20 protein-coding genes are annotated in these 22,266 nt (G+C 33.8%); 10 read left to right on the forward strand and 10 right to left on the reverse strand.

All coding sequences use genetic code 11. From position 1 onward, the window contains the following. Positions 1-22: 22 nt before the first annotated feature. Together AC0608_RS00620 and AC0608_RS00625 are read right to left on the reverse strand one after the other, a co-directional pair. A complete protein-coding gene (locus AC0608_RS00620) occupies positions 23-886 on the reverse strand; it encodes a PhzF family phenazine biosynthesis protein (protein ID WP_478287765.1) in 864 nt (287 codons plus the stop codon). A gap of 82 nt (positions 887-968) precedes the next feature. Continuing rightward, a complete protein-coding gene (locus AC0608_RS00625; protein ID WP_478287766.1) occupies positions 969-3,983 on the reverse strand; it encodes a tetratricopeptide repeat protein in 3,015 nt (1,004 codons plus the stop codon). 247 nt (positions 3,984-4,230) lie between these two features. Between AC0608_RS00625 and AC0608_RS00630 the strand changes: the two genes are divergently transcribed. Then, positions 4,231-4,917, forward strand: a complete 687-nt coding sequence (locus AC0608_RS00630) for a cell division ATP-binding protein FtsE (RefSeq protein ID WP_478287767.1) — start codon at positions 4,231-4,233, stop codon at positions 4,915-4,917. After that, entirely contained in the window at positions 4,917-5,807 is an 891-nt protein-coding gene (locus tag AC0608_RS00635; RefSeq protein WP_478287768.1) for a glycosyltransferase family 2 protein, read from the forward strand. Before AC0608_RS00630 ends, AC0608_RS00635 begins: the two co-directional genes overlap by 1 nt. Here AC0608_RS00635 and AC0608_RS00640 read toward each other — a convergent pair. The 3 genes from AC0608_RS00640 to AC0608_RS00650 are packed head-to-tail and all read right to left on the reverse strand — an operon-like array spanning position 5,804 to position 8,120. After that, the gene (locus AC0608_RS00640; protein WP_417960805.1) at positions 5,804-6,895 is read right to left on the reverse strand and encodes a glycosyltransferase family 4 protein; all 1,092 of its coding nucleotides are present in this window, start codon (positions 6,893-6,895) and stop codon (positions 5,804-5,806) included. The two genes, AC0608_RS00635 and AC0608_RS00640, sit on opposite strands and share 4 nt — an antisense overlap. Continuing rightward, complete coding sequence (locus AC0608_RS00645; RefSeq protein ID WP_417960807.1) at positions 6,892-7,299, reverse strand: sugar 3,4-ketoisomerase; 408 nt, start codon at positions 7,297-7,299, stop codon at positions 6,892-6,894. The genes AC0608_RS00640 and AC0608_RS00645 overlap by 4 nt, the downstream gene beginning before the upstream one ends. Next, positions 7,296-8,120 (reverse strand): glycosyltransferase family 2 protein, encoded by an 825-nt coding sequence (locus tag AC0608_RS00650; protein WP_478287769.1) that lies wholly within the window; start codon positions 8,118-8,120, stop codon positions 7,296-7,298. The genes AC0608_RS00645 and AC0608_RS00650 overlap by 4 nt, the downstream gene beginning before the upstream one ends. A 44-nt stretch (positions 8,121-8,164) precedes the next feature. Here AC0608_RS00650 and AC0608_RS00655 point away from each other — a divergent pair, with 44 nt between their 5' ends. After that, on the forward strand, positions 8,165-9,316 hold the full coding sequence (locus AC0608_RS00655; RefSeq protein ID WP_478287770.1) for a glycosyltransferase family protein: 1,152 nt from the start codon (positions 8,165-8,167) through the stop codon (positions 9,314-9,316). Here the strand turns inward: AC0608_RS00655 and AC0608_RS00660 are convergent. The 5 genes from AC0608_RS00660 to AC0608_RS00680 are packed head-to-tail and all read right to left on the reverse strand — an operon-like array spanning position 9,264 to position 13,818. Then, positions 9,264-10,562 carry an O-antigen translocase gene (locus AC0608_RS00660; RefSeq protein ID WP_478287771.1) on the reverse strand — a complete coding sequence of 433 codons (1,299 nt, stop codon included), beginning with the start codon at positions 10,560-10,562 and terminating at the stop codon, positions 9,264-9,266. The genes AC0608_RS00655 and AC0608_RS00660 overlap by 53 nt on opposite strands. Next, complete coding sequence (locus AC0608_RS00665; protein ID WP_478287772.1) at positions 10,562-11,131, reverse strand: acyltransferase; 570 nt, start codon at positions 11,129-11,131, stop codon at positions 10,562-10,564. Before AC0608_RS00665 ends, AC0608_RS00660 begins: the two co-directional genes overlap by 1 nt. Further along, positions 11,118-12,233: a DegT/DnrJ/EryC1/StrS family aminotransferase gene (locus AC0608_RS00670; RefSeq protein ID WP_478287773.1), complete on the reverse strand. Its 1,116-nt coding sequence runs from the start codon at positions 12,231-12,233 to the stop codon at positions 11,118-11,120. Before AC0608_RS00670 ends, AC0608_RS00665 begins: the two co-directional genes overlap by 14 nt. After that, positions 12,230-13,180 carry a GNAT family N-acetyltransferase gene (locus AC0608_RS00675; protein ID WP_478287774.1) on the reverse strand — a complete coding sequence of 317 codons (951 nt, stop codon included), beginning with the start codon at positions 13,178-13,180 and terminating at the stop codon, positions 12,230-12,232. The genes AC0608_RS00670 and AC0608_RS00675 overlap by 4 nt, the downstream gene beginning before the upstream one ends. Before the next feature lie 35 nt (positions 13,181-13,215). Further along, positions 13,216-13,818: a trimeric intracellular cation channel family protein gene (locus AC0608_RS00680; protein WP_478287775.1), complete on the reverse strand. Its 603-nt coding sequence runs from the start codon at positions 13,816-13,818 to the stop codon at positions 13,216-13,218. Between the two features lie 163 nt (positions 13,819-13,981). Here AC0608_RS00680 and AC0608_RS00685 point away from each other — a divergent pair, with 163 nt between their 5' ends. The 7 genes from AC0608_RS00685 to AC0608_RS00715 all read left to right on the forward strand — a co-directional run bounded on the left by AC0608_RS00685 (position 13,982) and on the right by AC0608_RS00715 (position 22,184). After that, positions 13,982-14,767, forward strand: a complete 786-nt coding sequence (locus AC0608_RS00685; protein WP_478287776.1) for a TrmH family RNA methyltransferase — start codon at positions 13,982-13,984, stop codon at positions 14,765-14,767. A 123-nt stretch (positions 14,768-14,890) separates the two neighbouring features. Next, positions 14,891-16,438 carry a serine hydrolase gene (locus AC0608_RS00690; RefSeq protein WP_478287777.1) on the forward strand — a complete coding sequence of 516 codons (1,548 nt, stop codon included), beginning with the start codon at positions 14,891-14,893 and terminating at the stop codon, positions 16,436-16,438. Positions 16,439-16,537: 99 nt separating this feature from the next. Then, positions 16,538-18,757 carry a RelA/SpoT family protein gene (locus AC0608_RS00695; protein WP_417960827.1) on the forward strand — a complete coding sequence of 740 codons (2,220 nt, stop codon included), beginning with the start codon at positions 16,538-16,540 and terminating at the stop codon, positions 18,755-18,757. A 116-nt stretch (positions 18,758-18,873) separates the two neighbouring features. Beyond that, positions 18,874-19,356, forward strand: a complete 483-nt coding sequence (locus tag AC0608_RS00700) for a Fur family transcriptional regulator (protein ID WP_417960829.1) — start codon at positions 18,874-18,876, stop codon at positions 19,354-19,356. A gap of 31 nt (positions 19,357-19,387) precedes the next feature. Beyond that, the gene (locus AC0608_RS00705; RefSeq protein WP_478287778.1) at positions 19,388-20,659 is read left to right on the forward strand and encodes an adenylosuccinate synthase; all 1,272 of its coding nucleotides are present in this window, start codon (positions 19,388-19,390) and stop codon (positions 20,657-20,659) included. Between the two features lie 63 nt (positions 20,660-20,722). Further along, the gene (gene nudK / locus AC0608_RS00710; RefSeq protein ID WP_478287779.1) at positions 20,723-21,310 is read left to right on the forward strand and encodes a GDP-mannose pyrophosphatase NudK; all 588 of its coding nucleotides are present in this window, start codon (positions 20,723-20,725) and stop codon (positions 21,308-21,310) included. Next, entirely contained in the window at positions 21,303-22,184 is an 882-nt protein-coding gene (locus AC0608_RS00715) for a DMT family transporter (RefSeq protein ID WP_478287780.1), read from the forward strand. The genes nudK and AC0608_RS00715 overlap by 8 nt, the downstream gene beginning before the upstream one ends. The last annotated feature ends 82 nt before the right edge of the window (positions 22,185-22,266 follow it).

Genomic DNA, 22,266 nt, shown 5'->3' on the forward strand with positions numbered 1-22,266 from the left:
CTAACGCTAATAATCTTAATCTTTAAACTTCCCATTCCCCTTTTGCAATGAATTGCGTTTCTCCGCCTATTTTTATATCAAAATGATTTTCACTTAATTTTCCATCAAAATAAATCTGGGAGGCTCTGTTTATAAAATCCCCCTGATGATTGACCATTTTAATTTCTGGCGAATAATATTTTAAAAGAAAAGCCTGTAAACAAGTGCTGGCACTTCCCGTAGCGGCATCTTCAATAAGTTGATTGTTTTCAACACATAGCATTCTGCTAATGAGTTTTGCATCTTCTAAACAATAAAAATATAACGCTCTATGATTGGTTTTACAGTATGTATGCAACCATTCGCTCATTTTATCCTTGTCAAGAATTAAATTCTCCAATGCTTTTTTATTTTTCAAAGGAACAATTACAAAGGCGCTTCCGGTACTTACTTCCTGAATGGAAAATTTATCATCAAAATCAGCACTGCTTAAATTGCTGAAGGATAAAAAACCTTCTGCTGAAAAAGTATCCAAAAACTGAGGTTGAGCCGCCTGCAACCAAACCAAATCTCCCGATTGATGCACTGGGATTTCACTAATTGGAACCGATAACGTAATCTTTTCTGGTTGGTTTTCAAATATGGTATTCATCAAAACCCACGATGTTCCTATTATTGGATGTCCGGCAAACTTCATTTCGTGCTCTGGAGTAAAAATCCTAATTTCTGCGAAGCTATTTTCAGGGTTAAGCTTTGTTATAAATGTGCTTTCTGCAAAGTTGATCTCACGGGCAATTTTTTGCATCTGTTCATCACTTAAGGCTTCAGCCTCTAAAAAAACAGCCAATTGATTGCCTGCATATTTTTGCTTTGTAAAAACATCAACGATGTAAAAAGGTAGATTCATTCTATTTGTTTTTTGACTTTCGATTATTCTAAAAATTTCATGCCGTTTTTTGATGCTTCCCAACATACAATAACTGCCTTATTTATTTAGTTATCGATGCATTTGTTTTGGATTCTTCCGCTTTTATAGTATCTAATTCCGCTTTTGCATTAGCAACCACATCCGGAAAATCAGTAAAATTTTGAATTACATTTTCTAAAATATACGTTGCCTGATAACTGTCTTTTAAACCGTAAAAGTTTTTCGCCATTAAGACCAAACCTTTGGCTCCAAAATACTTATAGCTGGAATAATTCTTTGCTAATTTTTGAACGGCAGCATTAGAAGCATCAAATTTCTGGTCCTTATTTTTAAAATAGGCGTCATAATACAAGGCTTCGGCTGCTAATTCTCCTTTGGCAATCGTCATTAATTTTGCGTAGGCAACTTTCGCTTTAGCCTCATCACCCGTTTCAATTGCTGCACGCGCTATAATAATTTGCGCATCACTTTTTACATTATCATCCGTTTTAGGATTCATCAATACTTTCTCAGCGTAAATAACCGAATTTGAATAATCTTTCAAATCATAATAAGATTTCATCAAATTTGATTGTGCAAATGTTTTATTATGAGCAGCATCCGCTTCATTTTCTAAACGGGACAAGACCAGAATTGCTTTGCCATATTCTTTGTTTTTAAGAAAAATTTGAGCCAATCGGGACAAGGACTGTTCCGTATATTCACTTCTGGATTGTGCAATTACATATTCATAATTAGGAATTGATTTGCTCTCGGATCCTTCAGCAAAATACAGTTGAGCCAGATAATAATTAGCCTGCAAAGCATGTATTCCTCGGGGAAACTGATTGACATAACCACTAAATCCTGTAATAGCCTGCTTGGTATTATTTTGCTGAAACTGTTTTTCAGCAGCCTCATACGTATCATTATCAAGCTCTGCATCTGTAACTGCAACAAAATCTAACGTTCGAACCCAGGTTGCATACTCCTCTACTCTGCCATTGTCGACATATATTAATCGTGCGGTGGCTACAGCTTCTAAAGCCTCTGGAGTTCTAGGAAAATCCGCCGCTACTTTTTTAAATTTCAATAAGGCCTGGTCGTCTTTATCGGTATTATAATACACCAATCCCTGACGCAAAATAGATCTTGAAGTGAAAGCACCTTTTTTAAATTCTGTATTTAAACGCTCATAATTTTTTATGGCAAGCTCATTTTTATTCTCGGCAACATAGGTATTTGCCAATTCAAAAAACGCATCGTCTCTGTATTCTGATTTTGGATACAATTGTAAAAAGGCATTCAACTCATCAATTTTCTTATCATTTTTAGCCATAAAACCATAAGAAATTGCTTTTTGGAAATACGCATAATCTGCATCGACACTCTTAGATTCGATAACTTTACTGTACGCATCCATTGCCTGTCCATATTTTGAAGTTACAAAACGAGAATCCGCTAAACGCAAATAGGAATCATTCAAACGTACTTTATCAGCAGGCGCCTTCTCAATTTGTTTTTGGAAATAATCACCTGCTTGATCGTACTCTTTCAATTTGAAATAAGCGTAAGCAATATTGTAATTACTGTTTTTATATTCTGGTGTTGTTGCGGCTTGATTTGAACCAATAAATTGCTTGAAGCTCAATAATGCCTCTTTAAAATCATTCACAACATATTCACTTTCTCCTTTCCAGAAAGTAGCCCTTGCGGTGAAAAAAGCGTCTTTTTGTTCCCTAAAAGATTTACTAAACATTTTTAAAGCCTCTGGATAATTTCCGTCAGTATACAACTCTAAACCCCTATAAAAAAGTACTTTTTGATAGGCCAATTTATTTTCTGGAGATTTGTTTTTTTCTAATAAAACTAAAGCTTCTTTGTAATTTTTTGAAGAAATATAAGAATCAATCAACAGCCGTTCTACCTCTGAACGGCTAGCATTATCCGGATATTTATTTAGAAAAGCTTGCAGAATAGCGGGTGCACTTTGATAGGAATTTCCTAATTCATAACTCAATTTAGCATAATTTAGACTGGCATCCTCTTGTATTGCGATATCGAATTCCATTTCAGAGGCATTTTTGAAAGCATTCAAAGCCTGTTGTTTCTTATCGGTATTCAAGTAGCTTTCGCCTAAATGATAATACGCATTTTGTGCCACGAAATCTTTACCACCAATTATTTTATTGAACTGAGAAATCGCATTTTCATACTCTTTCTGCTTGTAATACGCATATCCCAACTGATAAAAATCCGTATTATTCCATTTCCCTTTTTTTCCTTTGTAAGCAACCAAAAATGGAATTGCGGTGTCGTATTCTTTTAGGTTAAAATAGCTTTCGCCAATTATTTTATTTAATTCAGATTTTTCCAAAGGGTTTGATTTATCCATTGCTTTCTGTCCTAAATCTATTGCTTTCTGGAAATTCCCTAATTTAAAATTCATATCGGCTTGATAATACGATAGCTTTTCTTTGTATTTTTCTTCACCCGAAACTTCATCAAAATATTTCGTAGCTTGCTTATAATCATCTCCTTCATACGCCATAAAACCCAAATAATATTTAGCTTGTGAACCATATTCTACCGAGTTCACTACTTTATTCAAATAAACTGTGGCTTCTTTTTTCTTTTTGGCATTAAAAAAACTATAGCCTTTTTGAAAATTAAATTTATCCTGATCGTTTCTGTTCAAACTGCTTTCATCCACTTTATCAAACCATTGTAAGGCTTGAGGATAATTCCCTTGATCAAAATGATAATGTGCCACCTCAATGTATGCCTGATTTTGTTTTACACTGGTAGGGTAATCAGAAACAAAATTCTCCATCAATTCATCTGCATTGGCTTGATTGGTCCGAATGGCACAATTAGCGGCATAATAGGCACAATCTGATTTTAACTCATCAGTCGTGGCTGTTTCCTTTACTTTATTAAAAATAATTTGCGCCGATGCATATTGTGAATCTTTAAACAATGAAACTGCTTTGTTAAAATCTTTAGATTCGTGAGTATAAATGGTAGATTTTTGTGCCGAAATTACAGCTGTTACAATAAAAAAAGAAAAGAAATACCCCCAGGAAAGTTTACGCATTGTGATTTAATTTTAAAAATTCAAATGTATTATATTCTGAACTCTATAACGAATGGCAATTGGTTTTTATTATGAATATTTTTTTTACAGTTTGGATTTTAATCTTCTTTACTTTTTAAACAACCAGTTCAAACATCATGACTTTCCTATATTGTCTGTAATATTTTTTTTTCTATCTAATACAACAGAATTTATTTTGAATAGAACCGTTATCTTATTACTTTTACCCAATAAACAAAAGCAAACTATGTCACAATCTGTACTGTCTTTAAAAAATGTAACTATTTATCAAGAAGGGAAATCTATTTTAACTGACGTAAACTTAGAGGTAAAACATGGTGAATTTCTTTATATCATTGGAAAAACAGGCTCTGGAAAAAGTAGTTTAATGAAAACCTTGTATGCTGATTTACCTATGACTGAAGGTGAAGGAAGCATTGTAGATTTTGATTTATCCACTTTAAAAGAAGATGACATTCCGTTTTTGAGAAGAAAGATTGGTATCGTTTTTCAGGATTTCAAATTACTACCGGACCGTACTGTAAATGACAATATGTTATTTGTATTGAAAGCCACTGGCTGGGCAGACAACATAGAAATGCAAAATAAAATTGACGAGGTTTTGAATAAAGTGGGGATGAGAGATTTTGGCAAAAAAATGCCACATCAACTTTCCGGAGGAGAACAGCAACGTGTGGCTATCGCTCGGGCTTTGCTAAACGATCCAGAATTAATCCTTGCTGATGAACCTACAGGAAATTTAGATCCACAGACTAGTGCCGAAGTATTAGAGGTGTTAAAGAAAATAAATGCTAACGGAAAGACCATCATTATGGCAACGCATGATTATGCCCTACTAATGAAATTCCCTTCAAAAACATTGAAATGCGAAGACTCCAAAATTTTTGAGGTTATTCAGCAGCGAACAGCATAATGCTTTCCATACTAATTCCTGTTTATAATTACAACGCTTATCCACTTGTTTCGGAGTTACACAAACAAAGTATGGATTGCGGGATACATTTTGAAATTTTATGTCAAGATGACGCTTCGCTATCGTGTTTAAATGCATTTAATGAGAATATAAATGCATTTCCCAACTGTAGTTTCATCTCGGTAAAAGAAAACCTTGCCCATCGTGAAAACAGAAATTCCCTTGCCGAACAAGCAAAATATCAATATTTACTTTTTATTGATGGGGACTCCGTAATTATTCATGAAGATTACATCAAAAAATACATCGACAATCTTGACGATTTTGATGTTATTTATGGCGGCCGGTTGCATCCTAAAAAATGTCCCTCCGACAATCAAAAACTGCGTTGGAAATACGGAAGGTTTATTGAGGATAAAAATGCCGAAAATAGAAAGAAAAAAACCTATCAATCGTTACTTTTTAACAACACCGTAATTAAAAAAAACTATTTCGATGAAATAAAATTTGATAGAAATATAAAAAAATACGGCCATGATGACACCCAATTTTCCTGTCAATTGCGCCTATTACAAGCCAAAGTTAGCCATATCGAAAATCCCGTAGTACATGGAGATATTGATAACAATCGAGCTTATCTAAACAAAACTAAAGAGGCTTTAGAAAATCTAATGTTATTATATGAAGGTAAAAAAATTGATATTGAGTTTGTTCGATTATTACAACTGTATCATTTTTTAAAAAAAACGAGATTAACTCATATTATTTCACAAATACATCCCTTTTTAGAAAAGTCGCTCCTAAAAAATCTGACAGGAAACAACCCTAATTTATTCCTATTTAATTGGTTTCGAATGGGTTATTTGTGCTCGATAGGACAAAAAAATTAATTTTTTTTGATGTCAATGAATAGCTGATTCCAGATTTCCATAATAGTAACTATATGGTATTTTTCGCTGGATAACTTTGCTTTTTTTCCCATTTCAATCCTAATTTCTTCCTTTTCGATTAAGGTCTGTACGGCTTTGACATATTCTGATTCGTTACCATTTTCAATTAAAAAACCGTCTTCGTTATGAGCAATTATTGCTCTTGGCCCACACGGACAATCATAAGCAACACAGGGTAATCCGGAAGCCATTGCTTCAAGCAACACCATTCCAAAACCTTCAAATCGCGACGTCATTAAATAGAATGAAGCTTCTGTATATTTTTTAATAATATCCTGAACGGGGCCATGAAAAACAACATTATCCAAAATATGAAGATCTTCAGCCAACACTCTTAGATTGTTCTTTTCAGATGATTTTCCAAAAATTTCCAAAATCCAATCCGGATGTTTCGCTACAACTTTTTTCCAGATAGGTAACATTCTATCCAATCCTTTTTCATACGAATGACGACCAACTGCAATTACTTTTTTAGCCTTTAAATCTGAGAAAGTCGTTGTTTCAAACCATAGTGGATTTGGAATTACAATTCCATTTTTTACATTCCATTCTTTCAAACTCTCCTTCGATAAGGCAACAAACTTGGTAAACTTTCTGGCAGACAATTCTTTGAACAGTATTTTAATTTTTGTTGAAGAGAAATATTTTGTCGGCTCCTTTTCCTCAATATATTTAGAACCGTGGCACTCAAAAATAATAGGGATCTTTGTCTTTAAAATAAAAGGAATAAAAAAAGCTTTCAAACCATTATCACAAACAATAATACAATCCGGCTGTATGGCTTCTACTTTAGTTTTTAAAGCATTGCTGTACGAACTAAAAAACTGAAAAAAAGTGCCTTTCAATTTCATGTCATGATAAGCAATCGCTTTATTGAAAGAGTAGAACAATGGAGAACAACCTTCATTTTGGGTTAAAATATGCACTTCATAGCCGAATTTTTCTATAAGACAATTCGTTTTTACCGAAAGCACTCGAGCGACTCCTCCTTCGTTATTTATGTTAGGAACTATATAAAGAAGCTTCATTTTTTTGACTCCAAAAAATCATCAAAATCCCGAATATAATCGGCTTCTTCGAAAACATCTGATGCCAATACTAAGCAAACAGCTCCTGAAGAGAAATTCTGTAATTCCCTCCAAATTCCTGTTGGTATCAGTAACCCAAGATTTGGTTTGTTCAATACAAATGACTTTTTCCCTAAACCATCGTGAAGAACAACCTCAAAACTTCCGCTTAAAGCAATCAGAACTTCTTGCTGATCAATGTGTGAATGTCCGCCTCTATATGCATTACTCGGCACATCAAAAAGATAGTACACGCGCTTAAATTCAAATGGCAAAAAATCCTTTTGAATGAATGCTAAATTCCCTCTCGTGTCTTCTATGACAGGTATTTTTAGTAGCTGTATGGCGCTTATGGTTGTTTTCATTTAATCATTTGTAAAAAAGCGTCTTTTCCTTTATTTGCGCTTTTTAGTGCTGCAAAAACCTGGTTTGTTTTAATCTTATTTTGTTTAATGTCAAAAAAAAGTTTTAACAAAACCCAGAGTTGATACTTATGCTTTCCAACTCTAGTGAAGAACGCTCCTTGTATGAAATATCTTTGTTCATAATTTAATTTATCATCTGTTGAAACCGCTGGATGACTCGCTATAACCTTAGGCTCAATGATTATAATTTGTTTTTGCTTTTTTAAATCTGACAAAAAAACAGCTTCTTCCCCCATCATGAATGGACTACCAAGACCAAAATTAGTATCAAACTTATTATTTAATTGATCAAATACCGCTTTTTTTAAACTGATTTCAATGGATAAAACATTGAAAATATCCAAATAATTTAGTTGTAGTTTTGTGTGAGTGGGATATTTTTTAAACAACAAGCCTTCTGAATCTTCTATCGCAAAACAAATGCTGGATGCCTCAGGATAATTGTTATGTGCTTCCAGAATACTACTCTCAAAATCTTCTTTGAAAACCTCATCGTCATCAGCTATTAAAACAAGTTTTCCTCTTGCATGTAACAATCCTAAATTCCTACTGTTAGACAACCCTCTTTCAAATGAATTTACAACTCTAATGGAAGGAAAATCAGAAACCAATACTTTATTCTTCACGGTTTGATTGACAATTACAATTGACAATTCAGAAAAATGACAAAAAGGAAACATAGGAATTAAAAAATCCAAAGAATCTCTATTCATCGTAGCCAATACTATTTCTAGATCGCCTTTTTTAAATTCTTTTATCAATTTGTCATTATATTTACACAAATATAAATAATTCAGCTTTGTAAATGAAAATACTTTTGATTGGTGAATACAGTCGATTGCATAATTCTTTAAAAGAAGGATTGGTAATGTTGGGGCATGAAGTAATTCTGTTGTCATCTGGCGATCATTTCAAAAAATTTGACACTGATTATTCCTTTGATTCTGCGTTTATATCCGGATATTGGTTCCCTCTAAAAATTAAAAATGTCATCCATAAACTCACGGGAATTGATTTAGAAAAAGCTGAAAGAGGACTTCGTTTTTATCTTTTATTATCTCATGTAAAGAACTTTGATCACGTACAGTTTATTAATTCTGATGCGATTGAAACATTTCCTTTTTTGTCCCGTATACTTTATAAAAGAGTATTCAAAAAAATTAAAAACAGGAGCTTGCTAATCTGCGGTGATGAAACCCCAGTGATTGATTATTTGTTACAAAGAACCTCTGATCATAGCATTCTGACGCCCTATTTTGAAGACAATTCGTTAAAAACCCATTTTGAATACCCCTTAAAGTATACCAAGAACAACTATCGAAAAACTTTTAATTGGTTGGCTGAAAACTGCCAAAACCTAATTGCCTCCGATTTAGATTATAAAATTCCAATGGGAAAAATGGGCTACTCGGTCCATTTCGTTCCAAATCCTATTAACACTCAAAAAATTAGATTTCAAGAACAAAAAATTAATGACAAAATTGTCATTTTTCTTGGGATAAATCGCTCCAGTTATATCAAAAAGGGGATTCCTTATTTTGAAAAAGCCTTAGCGATTATTCAACAAAAATATCCAGAAAAAGTAACTGTGATTACCGCTGAAAACCTTCCCTATACTGAATATATAAATTTATACAATTCCGCACAAATTGTATTGGATCAAATCTACGCTAAGGACCAAGGATACAATGCCTTGGAAGCTATGGCAAAAGGAAAAGTAGTTTTTACCGGTGGTGGCAAAGAATTCATAAAACATTATAACATTAAGGAACCAATCAATATGTATGCAATACCAGACGTCAATTCTTTGGTAAAGGAACTTTCCTTTCTGATCGAAAATCCCGAGGTCATAATCGCTATAGGAAAGCGTGCCAGAGCATTTATTGAGAAAGAGCATGATTTGGTTAATATAGCGTATCAGTACTTGGAAGTTTGGAATTTAAAAGCAGTTTCCTAAACATAAATAGAATCAGGAAGAAAACAATTAAATTAGCAAAAAAATACGCCAGCAAAGCTCCTTCAAAAGAAAAAAGCGATATTAAATAAAATGATAATAAAAGATACGCTACATTGAACACTATTTCAAGAATAAAATATTTTTTTACACTCGCTTTAACAACGATTTGATAGCCAAAAGCTAATGTCATTATCCTTAAAAGATCCCCTAAAAGTTGCCAAATCAACACCTCATTCACTTTTGAAAATGCTGCTGTAAAAGCGACATCCACTATAATTCCTTTCAACAAAAAGACAGCTACTAATACCGTTAAAAATAGTGGAACAAAAAATTTAAAATAAGACTTCAATTCTACTTTAAACTCAAGATCTGTTGTCAGAGAAGCTAATCTAGGCATGTAATACAATGACAATCCAGAACTGAAAACCAACATATAAAAACTGGAAAATTTATTGGTGGCATCCCAAATTCCAGCTTCTTGAATGGAGTGCGTTTCAATTATAAAATTCCGTATAAGCATTAATGTTACAGGTGCAATTACAGCGCTTAACAATGCCATAGCAGAAAATTGCTTGATAACATTCAGGTATTTCTTTTTTAAAACTTTCTGGAGATTGAATTGAAAATAGCTTTTGTCTTTTAAGACAAATACAAAAGTCACTATAACCATAAGTAATTCGCCGAACACAACCGCCAGCAATCCTCCATTTATAGCGTTTTCCACAATTAAAAATGCGGTAAAACCAAAAATTAGCACATTTGAAATAATCTGTAAAACTATAATTTTTTTATACTGTTCTAAAGCGTTATAGATTGCTATCCAAAACGTATTGATGACAATCAATGGTAGTAGCAATCCAAAAAACCGAATGGGATTAGCAAACGAATTTGTAAAAAGCAATAATTCAGAAATAGTATTGGCAAATAGTAAAATAAGCAAACCCAAGACCGTAGCAATTAGCAGGAAAAACCAAAAAAAAGTAGCATAAATGATGCCCAGTTCTTTCTTATCCTCTTTATTTTCAACGAATAACTTTATTAATGAATTGTTTATCCCTAAGGTAGCTATGGACTTCATCATTGCTGTGAAGTTTCTCAAACTCCCCAACAATGCCATTCCAGAAGTTCCTAAATAAACAGACACAATTTTTGTAGAAATAATTCCCAAAACAAAACTCACCACTACCGAAATAGAATTAAGTGATACTACTTTTAAAAGTGCATTTTGTTTTAAAATTTTCAACATTATAAATTTCGCATAACTTTAGCCGGATTTCCTGCAGCAACAACATTTTTGGGAATGTTTTTTGTCACGACAGACCCATTTCCTATAATAGAATTATCCCCAATTTCAACTCCTTTTAAAATAGAAACATTTGATCCAATAAAGACATTTTCACCAATACACACTGGAAGGGAATTTGGGTTTTCTTGGTTTCGTTTAGTACTATTCAAATCATGTCCATCATTATCTATTATAGAACAGTTTACACCTATTAAAACATGGTCTTTGATGGTAACTTTCGAAAAACAAACAATAGAAAAAGCATTATTGATAGCAACATTGTTTCCAATGTTAATTTCGCTGTTTTCATTTCTGGCTTCTATATAGGTATAGCCTGAAAAAAAGTATGGAGAGGAAACTACACCGATTTGGACATTCTTCCCAAAATAAATCTTCCCATTTCCTTTTAACAGCAAGGGATAAAAAAGATTTGGCTTCCCAAAAACTCTTTTACAATCCGAAAGAAACTCATACTTTTTGATTCGAAAAGTAACACAGCACAATTGTTTTATTCTACTAGCTAATCCCATCCTGATATTTATTTAAAATTGCAACAATATGACTCACTTCATCCCTTGTTAATACCGGACTTATTGGCAAACTTAGTACTTCATCGTGAATTTTTTGCGTGATAGGAAAAGACAAATGATTCCAGGCTGATAGCGCTCTTTGATTATGTGGCGGAATGGGATAATGTATGACCGTTTGAATATTATGTTGCAGTAAATATTCTTGTAAATTTAGTCTGTTCTGTGTTCGAATGACAAACAAATGGAAAACATGATTATTTGACAAATCCCAATTTGGTAAAATTATTTTATCATTGTTAATTTCCGATAAATACCGTTTGGCAATTATTCTTCGTTTTTCATTTTCAGCATCTAATTTGGGTAATTTAACATTAAGAAAAGCGGCTTGTAATTCGTCTAATCTTGAATTTACCCCCATATTGTCATTGTAATACTTCGTTTCAGAACCATAATTTCTGATTGATCGAATAGTTTTGGCTAATTCTAAATCATTTGTAATAACAGCGCCACCATCGCCTAAAGCTCCTAAGTTTTTTCCAGGATAAAAACTGTATGCTACGCTTATTTGTTGCGTTATGATTGCTGATTCTTTATTTTTTATTGCACCGTGAGCCTGAGCCGCATCTTCAACAACCAGTAAAGCATTAGCAACAGCAATTTTATTTATCTTATCCATTTCAGCCAAGTGTCCGTACAAATGAACAACTAAAATCGCTTTGGTTTTTGAGGTAATCTTTTCAGTAATTAAATCGGGGTTGATGTTGTAGGTTTCCAACTTTGGCTCAACCAAAACAGGAATTAAATCTGCTTGTAAAATAGCCAAAATACTGGCAATATAGGTGTTGGCGGGAACAATAACTTCGTCGCCTTTTTGTAATTTTCCCAATTGAATATATCCTTTGAAAATCAACACTAAAGCATCAAAACCATTTCCCACACCTATACAATATTTTGTACCGCAATAGTTGGCAAAACTCGTTTCGAATTCCTTGACTTCATTCCCTAAAACATACCACCCAGTATCTAAAACTGCTTTTAATTTTTCTTGAAAAGCAGCTTCAAACGGTTCATTTATTTTTTTTAAATCAAGGAATGGTATCATATTAATTGCATTGTATAAAAATCCTGACTGTAAACCGAGCATCCTAATTCTTCTTTCTGTTTCAAGAGTCCAGCATGAAACCCTTTTTGATTTGCCGCATTTACAATACCCATATCAAAAAAAAGCTTCCCTTCGCTTTTGTATTTTTGTATTAAATTGAGAAATAAAAAATCCAATGCGCGCAACTCCTCCCCTTTTTTAGTAGTGGCGCCATATTGCGATTTCACAACCGTTTCCGTTTCGAATATTGTAATGCCCGCAACAATCTCATCCTGATAATACACTGAAAATTGTTTGATATTAGTGGGGAATTTTTTTTTAAGTACTGTTATTTCTTGAAGGGTATGCACTGGTTTGGAACCGAATTTTTCCAATAACCTTGGTACTAAAACAGATTCCCAAAAGGACTTAAAATGACTTTCTTCCACCAACTCTAAATCAAGTTGTTCCTTTTTTCTGAAATGCTTTAGTTTACTTTTTGAAATCGTCAAAGGCATGGCTAAATTGATAGCCAGATTCATTTCTTTTTTGTCTAAAAACGCTCCTTTTTTTAACATAAAAAAATCTAATTCAGCGTTCCCTTTTGAAGCATAAAATAAAGGAATGGGTTTATAATAAAAAGATAGTATCCTATTTTCTTTAAAAAAAGACAAAAGAGAATCTAAAATTGCGGCTACTTTTTCTCCATTTATTTTATGGGAATAAACCAATCCGCCATACGTCAAACCTTGATGAGAATACACTATTGCTCCAACTCTATTTGCCGGCAGAACAGCAACTAGTTTTTCGTTTTCGAAAATCATTAACGAGAAATCTTCGAATCGATCTTTATGGTATTCCATAAAATCTCGGTGAAATAAAAAAGTAGCATTTTTGGCTTTACCAATAAAAGCATTCCAATTTTCATAATCACTTTCCCGATATTGTTTGACAGAATAATTTTTCACTGTTAAATTTTAGACCCTGTGAAAGTAATCAATTTTTATTTATGTTCTAAAGTAGGTAAATACCATTTGAATTTTACGGCCATCAACCGGACTGCAATGATAACCAATGAAGTGGCCAAGTATAAAACATCATTTTCTAAATTCAGTTTTCGAAGCAAAAAAAAGACAATTCCGCCCAAAATACAAATCGTTGCATAAATTTCTCTCCTGAAAATTACTGGGATTTCAGTACATAATATATCTCGGATAACACCTCCAAAACAAGCAGTCATCGTTCCTAAAGCAATACAAATAACGGGATGAAGTCCTATATTAATTCCTTTTTCAAGACCTATTAAAGTAAAAACACCTAATCCGATCGTGTCAAATAAAAATAAAGAGGTGCGTAATCTATCGAATCTTTTTCGAAAAAGGATTGCCAAAACAAACCCAATACTAATTACATAAACATATTTCAAGTCCAGCATCCATCCCACTGGCGTGCTGCCAATCATGATATCTCGTAAGGTTCCGCCGCCAACCGCAGTGACAAATGCAATGATAAAAACACCAAAAGGATCCAGCTTTTTATTCATAGCCGTCAATGCGCCGGACATGGCAAAAGCCATCGTACCAATGATGTCTAATAAATGAAACATTTGAATTGAGATTTTGACAAAAATAAAGAAAATACTCGTGAATCCAGCTTGAAACCTCAATCAATTAATGAATCTATTGCTTCTAAATAAATATTCAGATCCTATTATAAAACTGGATTTTCTCTATGTATCTTTGTAGCTTTTAATTAAATAGTTGAGAGTCTTGAAACAAATCACTTCGGTACAAAATCCATACATAAAATCTTTAGTGCAATTGCAGGAGAAATCTAAAGCACGCAAACAATCCGGCACTTTTTTAATAGAGGGAAAACGAGAAATTTCGATTGCCCTTAAAGGGGGCTATCAAATGGAAACACTTCTGTTTTTACCGGAAATTTGTTCAGAAAACGAAGCCAGAGAATTATCTAAAAATGCAGAACTGATAGAAATCAACAAAGAAGTCTATCAAAAATTAGCCTATCGCGATACCACTGAAGGAATTTTGGCTGTTGCCAAAACCAAATCGCTGCAATTAATGGATTTGAAATTATCTAAAAATCCATTGATCCTTGTTGCGGAAGCACCGGAAAAACCAGGAAATATTGGTGCTTTACTTCGTACTGCCGATGCTGCTAATCTGGACGCTGTGATTATTGCTAATCCAAAAAGTGATTTATACAATCCAAATATTGTTCGCTCTAGTGTAGGCTGTTTGTTTACCAACCAAATTGCAACCGGAACAACATCAGAAATCATTGCGTTTTTGAAAGAACAAAAGATCAATTTTTATTGCGCAACGTTGCAAAACTCCACTTCCTATCACACACAAGATTACACCACTCCAACGGCCCTGGTAGTAGGAACAGAAGCGACTGGACTGACAGAGGAATGGAGAAATGAAGCAACTCAAAATATTATTATTCCAATGCAAGGCGAAATAGATTCGATGAATGTTTCAGTTGCTGCTGCCATCCTGATTTTTGAGGCCAAAAGACAAAGAGGGTTTTAGATTACAGCTTAAAAAAAGATATTGAACTTCACCTTTTTCGTATGATTTTGTCATTTCGACAAAAAAAACTTGAACGAAGTAAACCTATTAAAAAATCTCATGCATAAAAATAACATTTATAATATGAAAAATAGATTCGTATTTGCAATCACTTTACTCACAACGGCACTTTCTTTCGCACAAATCACTTCGAACCAAGTGGATGAAGTAGTAGATCGTACGCTAAAAACGTTTGATGTTCCTGGAATTGCAGTGGCTATTGTAAAAGATGGAAAAATAATTCACGCCAAAGGATATGGCGTAAAATCAGTTTTGACTAACGAAAAAGTAGATGCGAATACCCTTTTTGGGATTGCTTCAAACAGTAAAGCGTTTACAAGTGCCGCATTGGCGATGCTAGTCGATGAAGGCAAAGTAAAATGGGACGATAAAGTCATTCAATACCTTCCTAATTTCAAGATGTATAATGACTATGTAACTAATGAATTTACCATTCGGGATTTATTGACACATCGCAGTGGATTGGGTTTAGGCGCAGGCGATTTAATGATTTGGCCTGACGGAAGTAATTTTACAGCAGCAGATATTATTCAGAATTTACAGTATTTAAAACCGGTTTCAGCATTTAGAACGCAATACGATTATGACAATTTACTGTACATAGTAGCTGGAGAAGTCATTCGCGTAGCAAGCGGATTGAGCTGGTGCGATTTTGTTGAGAAACGCATAATGAAACCCTTGGAGATGAACAACAGTGCTGCATCGTTTTTACGTTTAAAAGACACCACGAACATCATTGCGCCTCATGTTCCTGTAAATGGAAAACTAAAAACAATCAAACGCTATCAAAACCCACTTTTTGATGCAGCAGCAGGAATTTATTCCAGTATAAATGATTTAAGCAAATGGACAATCATGCAAATGAACACCGGAAAATATGGTGTTGATAACAAACCATTATTTTCTAAAAAAGAGCAGCACGAGATGTGGCAGCTGCAAACCATAATTCCTGCAACCACAAAACCACCTTACAACACTCATTTTAGCGGGTACGGACTAGGTTGGTTTTTAAGTGATGTAAAGGGATTCAAACAAGTCTCCCACACGGGCGGATTAGAGGGGATTGTTACCCAAGTTACTCTTTTTCCAGAATTAAATCTCGGAATTATTGTATTAACTAACCAACAATCCGGTGCTGCTTTTAATGCCATTACCAATACTATAAAAGACCGCTATTTGGGAATTCAATCTGAAGATTACGTAACCATTTATAGCAACAGACTAAAAGCGAATGAAGAAACTGCTGACAAAGTAACCGATGAAGTTTGGGCAACGGTAGCCAAAAACAAGAAAGAAAAAATTAAAATAGATTTTAAAAGTTTTATTGGTACCTACAATGACAAGTGGTTTGGAGACGTCGTGCTTACAGAAAAAAAGGGAAAACTCTATTTTGCCTCCAAACGTTCTCCTCAACTTGCTGGTGAAGTTTTTTTATACAAAGACACAAACTATGTAGTAAAATGGAACAATGCTTATTTTCATGCGGATGCTCATTTATTTTTTGAATGTGATGCTACCGGAAAAGCAGTTCGATTAACGATGAAACCCATTTCTGAATTAACTGATTTCAGTTATGATTTTCAGGATTTGGATTTTAGCAAAGTGCAATAATCTTGTTAGAAAGCACTATTTGCAATTTATATATAGACACTTGTTTTACTTGCATATCTCCTAACTTATTTCTATTTTTAGGAATTGAACCATGCCGTTATGATAGAAATTGATATAGAAAAAGAAAATAAAGCTATTGCTCAAGAATACAAGGAGTTACTTCGCATTAGCTATCAAACCTTGAGCGATGATGATAAAAAACTTATCCGAAAAGCATTTGATGTTTCCGTGGAAGCCCATAAAGAACAACGAAGAAAATCGGGTGAAGCTTATATTTTTCATCCTATTGCTGTAGCAAAAATTGTGGCCTCCGAAATTGGTTTGGGAGCCACTTCTATTGCCGCCGCATTGTTGCACGACGTTGTAGAAGATACACCAACTACTATTCAGGATATCGAACGCCTTTTTAATCCTAAAGTGGCACAAATTGTCGAAGGATTGACAAAAATATCATTGGTACAAAAAGATTTAAATGTATCCATGCAGGCGGAAAATTTTCGTAAAATGATATTAACCTTGAACGATGACGTTCGTGTTATTCTAATTAAACTTGCCGATCGTTTGCACAACATGCAAACGATGGATTCTATGCAGGAAGACAAGCAAACAAAAATTGCATCCGAAACTTTATACATATACGCACCCTTAGCGCACCGGCTAGGGTTATATAACATCAAGACAAAACTAGAAGACTTAGGATTAAAATACACGGAACCTGTCGTTTATAATGATATTGTAAGTAAAATAAAAGAAACAAAAGAGGAACAAGATGCCTACATTGGGGATATCACGGATGTGCTAAAAAAAGCATTAGATGTCGAGAATATTGATTTCATTATCAAAGGTCGGCCTAAATCCATTTATTCTATTCGCAGAAAAATGCAGGCGCAAAATGTAAGTTTTGATGAGGTATATGATAAATTTGCACTGCGTATAGTCTACAAATCAACACCACACGAAGAAAAATTTATTGCCTGGAAAATTTATTCTATAGTAACCGATCATTATAGGCCAAGTCCAAGTCGCTTACGGGATTGGATTTCCTCTCCCAAATCTACAGGCTATGAAGCCTTACACATTACTGTAATGGGACCAAAAGGGCGATGGGTAGAGGTACAAGTCCGAAGCGAGCGCATGGACGAAATCGCTGAAAAAGGATATGCTGCACATTATAAATATAAAAACGGAACTACCGAAGAAAGCGGTCTGGATGTATGGCTTAACTTATTAAAAGAAGCTTTAGAAAATTCGGAGACAAATGCGGTAAGCTTTGTAGAAGATTTCAAGATGAATTTATATTCGAAAGAAATTTTTGTTTTTACTCCAAAAGGAGAAATAAAATCGTTACCCAAAGGAGCGACTTCATTAGATTTTGCTTTTAGCATCCATTCTGAAATAGGGATTCGTACCAGAGGGACACGCGTTAACGGGAAATTAGTTCCTTTGAACTTCGAATTAAAAAGTGGGGATCAAATAGAAGTTATCACCTCACAACATCAAAAACCTACAGTAAACTGGCTGGATTATGTAACCACTTCCAGAGCCAAAACAAAGATAAAAAATGTTTTAAACGAGAACACTAAGAAAATTGGTGAGGAAGGAAAAGAACTCCTTACCCGAAAATTAAAACATTTAAAAATTACCTTAAATGAAGCTGTTGTTAATGAATTAGTCAATTTTTTCAAATTAAAAACAAGTTTAGATTTATTTTACAGAGTGGGAATTGGCGCTATAGAAAATCAACAACTCAAAGATTACGCCGCACAAAAAAGTAATACTTTTATTAATTTTTTCAAAAACAAAATAAAACGTTCTCCAAGTACTGCTAATGAAGACATTCACAAACCGATAATAAGCAGTAATTATGATATGCTTGTTTTTGGCAAAGAACATGACAAGCTGGATTATAAGCTGTCGCCTTGTTGCAACCCAATTCCTGGCGATGATGTGTTTGGTTTTGTAACGATAAACGAAGGAATAAAAGTGCATAAAAAAGATTGCCCTAATGCCATTGGTATGCAATCCAACTATGCCTACAGGATAATGACAGCCAAATGGATTGATTCCTCACAAGAAGAATTCAAAGCTATTATTAACATAACCGGAATGGATGTTTTAGGACTTACCAACCAGTTAACAAAAGTAATTTCAAACAATATGCATGTTAATATTCAAAGTATAGCATTAAATACCGATGCTGGTATTTTTCATGGTCAGGTAGCGGTAATTGTACAAAACAATACTATTCTAAAAAAAATGATCAATAATATTAAAAAAATTGATGGAATCGATAAGGTAACGCGGGAATATAAAACCTAGAAAATTTCGTTTTTTGTATTTGGCCTTAAGTTTCAACCTCTGAAACTGAATAAACTTGAAACTAAACAAACCGGAAACTTTAAACTTTAAACTAAAAAATTTATCTTTGCCAGTATATGACACTCATTTCCACAGATAATACCAAAAACCAAGAAATTGTAAAAAATGTTTTTACAATGTATCTTGAAAAAAAAGGACACCGCAAAACTCCTGAACGTTATGCTATCCTTCAGGAAATCTATGACAGCGAGGAACATTTTGATGTAGAAAACCTTTACATCAAAATGAAAAATAAAAATTATCGCGTCAGTCGAGCAACCCTCTATAATACGATTGAATTACTACTGGATTGTGCTTTAGTGCGCAAACATCAATTTGGGCAAAATCAGGCACATTACGAAAAATCATATTTTGACAAACAACACGATCATATTATTATGACCGATACTGGAGAGGTGATTGAATTTTGTGACCCAAGGATTCAAAGTATCAAAAAAACAATTGAAGAAATTTTCGATATAGAGATCACCAACCACTCGTTATATCTTTACGGAATTAAGAAACAAAAAAACAACTTGGACGAACAAGAGCGTTCATAAATATAAAAATTAACTACAAATAACATTCAGAATGACGGTAGATTTATTATTAGGATTACAATGGGGAGATGAAGGAAAAGGAAAAATTGTTGATGTTCTAACTTCAAATTACGATATTATTGCTCGTTTTCAAGGTGGACCAAATGCTGGACATACTCTTGAATTTGATGGAATAAAACATGTGCTTAGAACTATTCCTTCTGGTATCTTTCATAAAACCGCCATAAATATTATTGGAAACGGAGTTGTTATTGATCCTGTAGTTTTTCAAAAAGAAATTGAAGGACTTGAAAAATTTAATTTAGACATCAAAAATAAATTAATCATTTCAAGAAAGGCACATTTAATTTTACCAACGCACCGTCTACTAGACGCAGCTTCAGAAGCTTCTAAAGGCAAAGCAAAAATAGGTTCTACACTGAAAGGAATTGGGCCAACTTATATGGACAAAACCGGAAGAAACGGTATTCGTGTAGGCGATATTGAATTAGAAGATTTTGCAGACCGTTACAGAGCTTTGGCTGACAAGCATGAAGCCATGATTAAATTCTATGATGTTGCCATACAATATAATTTAGAGGAATTAGAAAAAGAATTTTTTGAAGCTATCGAAGAACTAAAAAAATTAGATTTTATTGATAGTGAAGAATATTTACACCAAGCTCAAAAAGCAGGTAAATCAATATTATGTGAGGGAGCTCAAGGTTCATTATTGGATGTTGATTTTGGTACTTATCCCTTTGTAACATCCTCTAATACAACTGCTGCTGGTGCTTGTACCGGTTTAGGGATTGCTCCAAATAAAATTAAAGAAGTATACGGTATTTTCAAAGCATATGTGACACGCGTAGGAAGTGGTCCATTCCCTACTGAACTTTTTGACGAAGACGGTGCAACTATGGCACGTGTAGGAAATGAATTTGGATCTGTAACTGGAAGACAAAGACGTTGTGGCTGGTTAGACTTAGTAGCACTTAAATATGCGGTTCAGGTGAATGGTGTAACACAACTGATGATGATGAAAGGGGATGTACTTTCAGGATTTGAAACGTTGAAAGTATGTACCGAATACAATTATAAAGGAGAGAAAATTTCTCATTTCCCTTATAACATCGAACCCGAAAATGTAACGCCAGTGTATCAAGATTTCAAAGGATGGCAAGCTGATTTGACTGGTATGACTACGTATGATGAATTACCAACAGAATTAAAAGAATACATTGAATTTATTGAAAAAGAAGTAGAAGTTCCTATTAAAATAATTTCTGTAGGTCCAGACAGAAAGCAAACTATTCTAAAATAAGATTACACTAAACGCTCTGAAAATTCAGAGCGTTTTTTTTAGTTTAAAATCCCATCCAACCCAATGAAAAACCCAACTATCAAAATACAAAAAACCGAATTACTTTCTGACAATTGGTACATTTTAAACAAAGTAACTTTTGACTACCAAAAAAAAGATGATTCTTGGATTACCCAAAAAAGAGAAGTCTACGATCGAGGAAATGGCGCTGCCATTTTACTTTATAATAGGCTCCAAAAAACAGTTATTCTAACACGTCAGTTTCGCTTACCAACCTACCTTAACGGAAATGAAACCGGAATGATGATTGAGGTTTGTGCCGGACTTCTAGATCAAGATAATCCGGAACAATGCATCATTAGAGAAACGGAGGAAGAAACGGGATATCGCATTTCTAAAGTACAAAAGGTAATGGAAACCTACATGTCACCTGGAGCAGTAACTGAAATTTTATATTTATTTGTTGGAGAATACGATGAATCCATGAAAGTCAGCGAAGGTGGCGGAGTAGAACACGAACAAGAAAATATTGATGTGCTAGAAATGCCTTTCGACGATGCCTATGCAATGATTGAATCGGGTGAAATGCAAGATTCAAAAACCATTATGCTACTACAATATGCCAGAATTAACGACCTTTTTAATGAATAATACGACAAAAGGGGTTTTGTTTGCCTTATTAGCAACCTTACTTTGGTCAGTTAATATGGTAATCGCCAGTGGTATAAAAGACCACATCCCTCCAGTTGGATTGGCTTTTTGGAGATGGTCAGTTGCATGTATTGTCTTGACACCGTTTGCTATAAAAAGTACTATTAAAAATTTAAAAATTGTAAAAAGACACATTCAGTATCTTACGCTTACAGCTGTATTGGGAATTACTATTTTCAATACACTGATATACTTTGCTGGAAAAACAACAAATGCAGTCAATTTATCGTTAATCGCCATTTCGATTCCGCTATTTATTGTTGTACTCTCCAGGATTGTTTTTAAAGAGAAAATTAGTACTATAAAAATAGTGGGAATTACAACCATAATCACAGGAGTTTTAGTACTTATTTCTAAAGGCTCCTTACAGGCTTTACTCCATATTAGCTTTACTATTGGGGATTTATTGATGCTCGTGGCTTGCTTCTTTTTTGCTTATTACACGATACTGGTGCGACAAAAACCAGATGAATTATCACCCAAAGTATTTTTATTTAGTGTTTTTGTAATTGGTACAATTTTACTCTTTCCTTTTTATGTTTATGAACACATCTATTATAAAAAAGTAATTTTTGACGTAAAAACAGTTTTAGTAATCAGCTATGTTGGCGTTTGCGCTTCCTTAATTTCATTTTATCTGTGGAACGAAGCCATTCGATTGATTGGCACCTCAAAAACAGCAATAATTTACTATTTGATTCCCGTATTCAGTGGAATTCTAGCTTATTTTTTTCTAGATCAAGTTATTGTACGTACCCAAATTATAAGCATGGGAATCATTATTTCCGGGTTATTAATTACCAATAAGAAGTAATCATTAACTTTTAACAAACTAGAAAAGCAGAATGAATTTATTTTATTTCTGCTTTTCTAGTTAAAGGATATGCTTAAAACTA

It is taken from the genome of Flavobacterium sp. GNP008 (assembly GCF_056428965.1).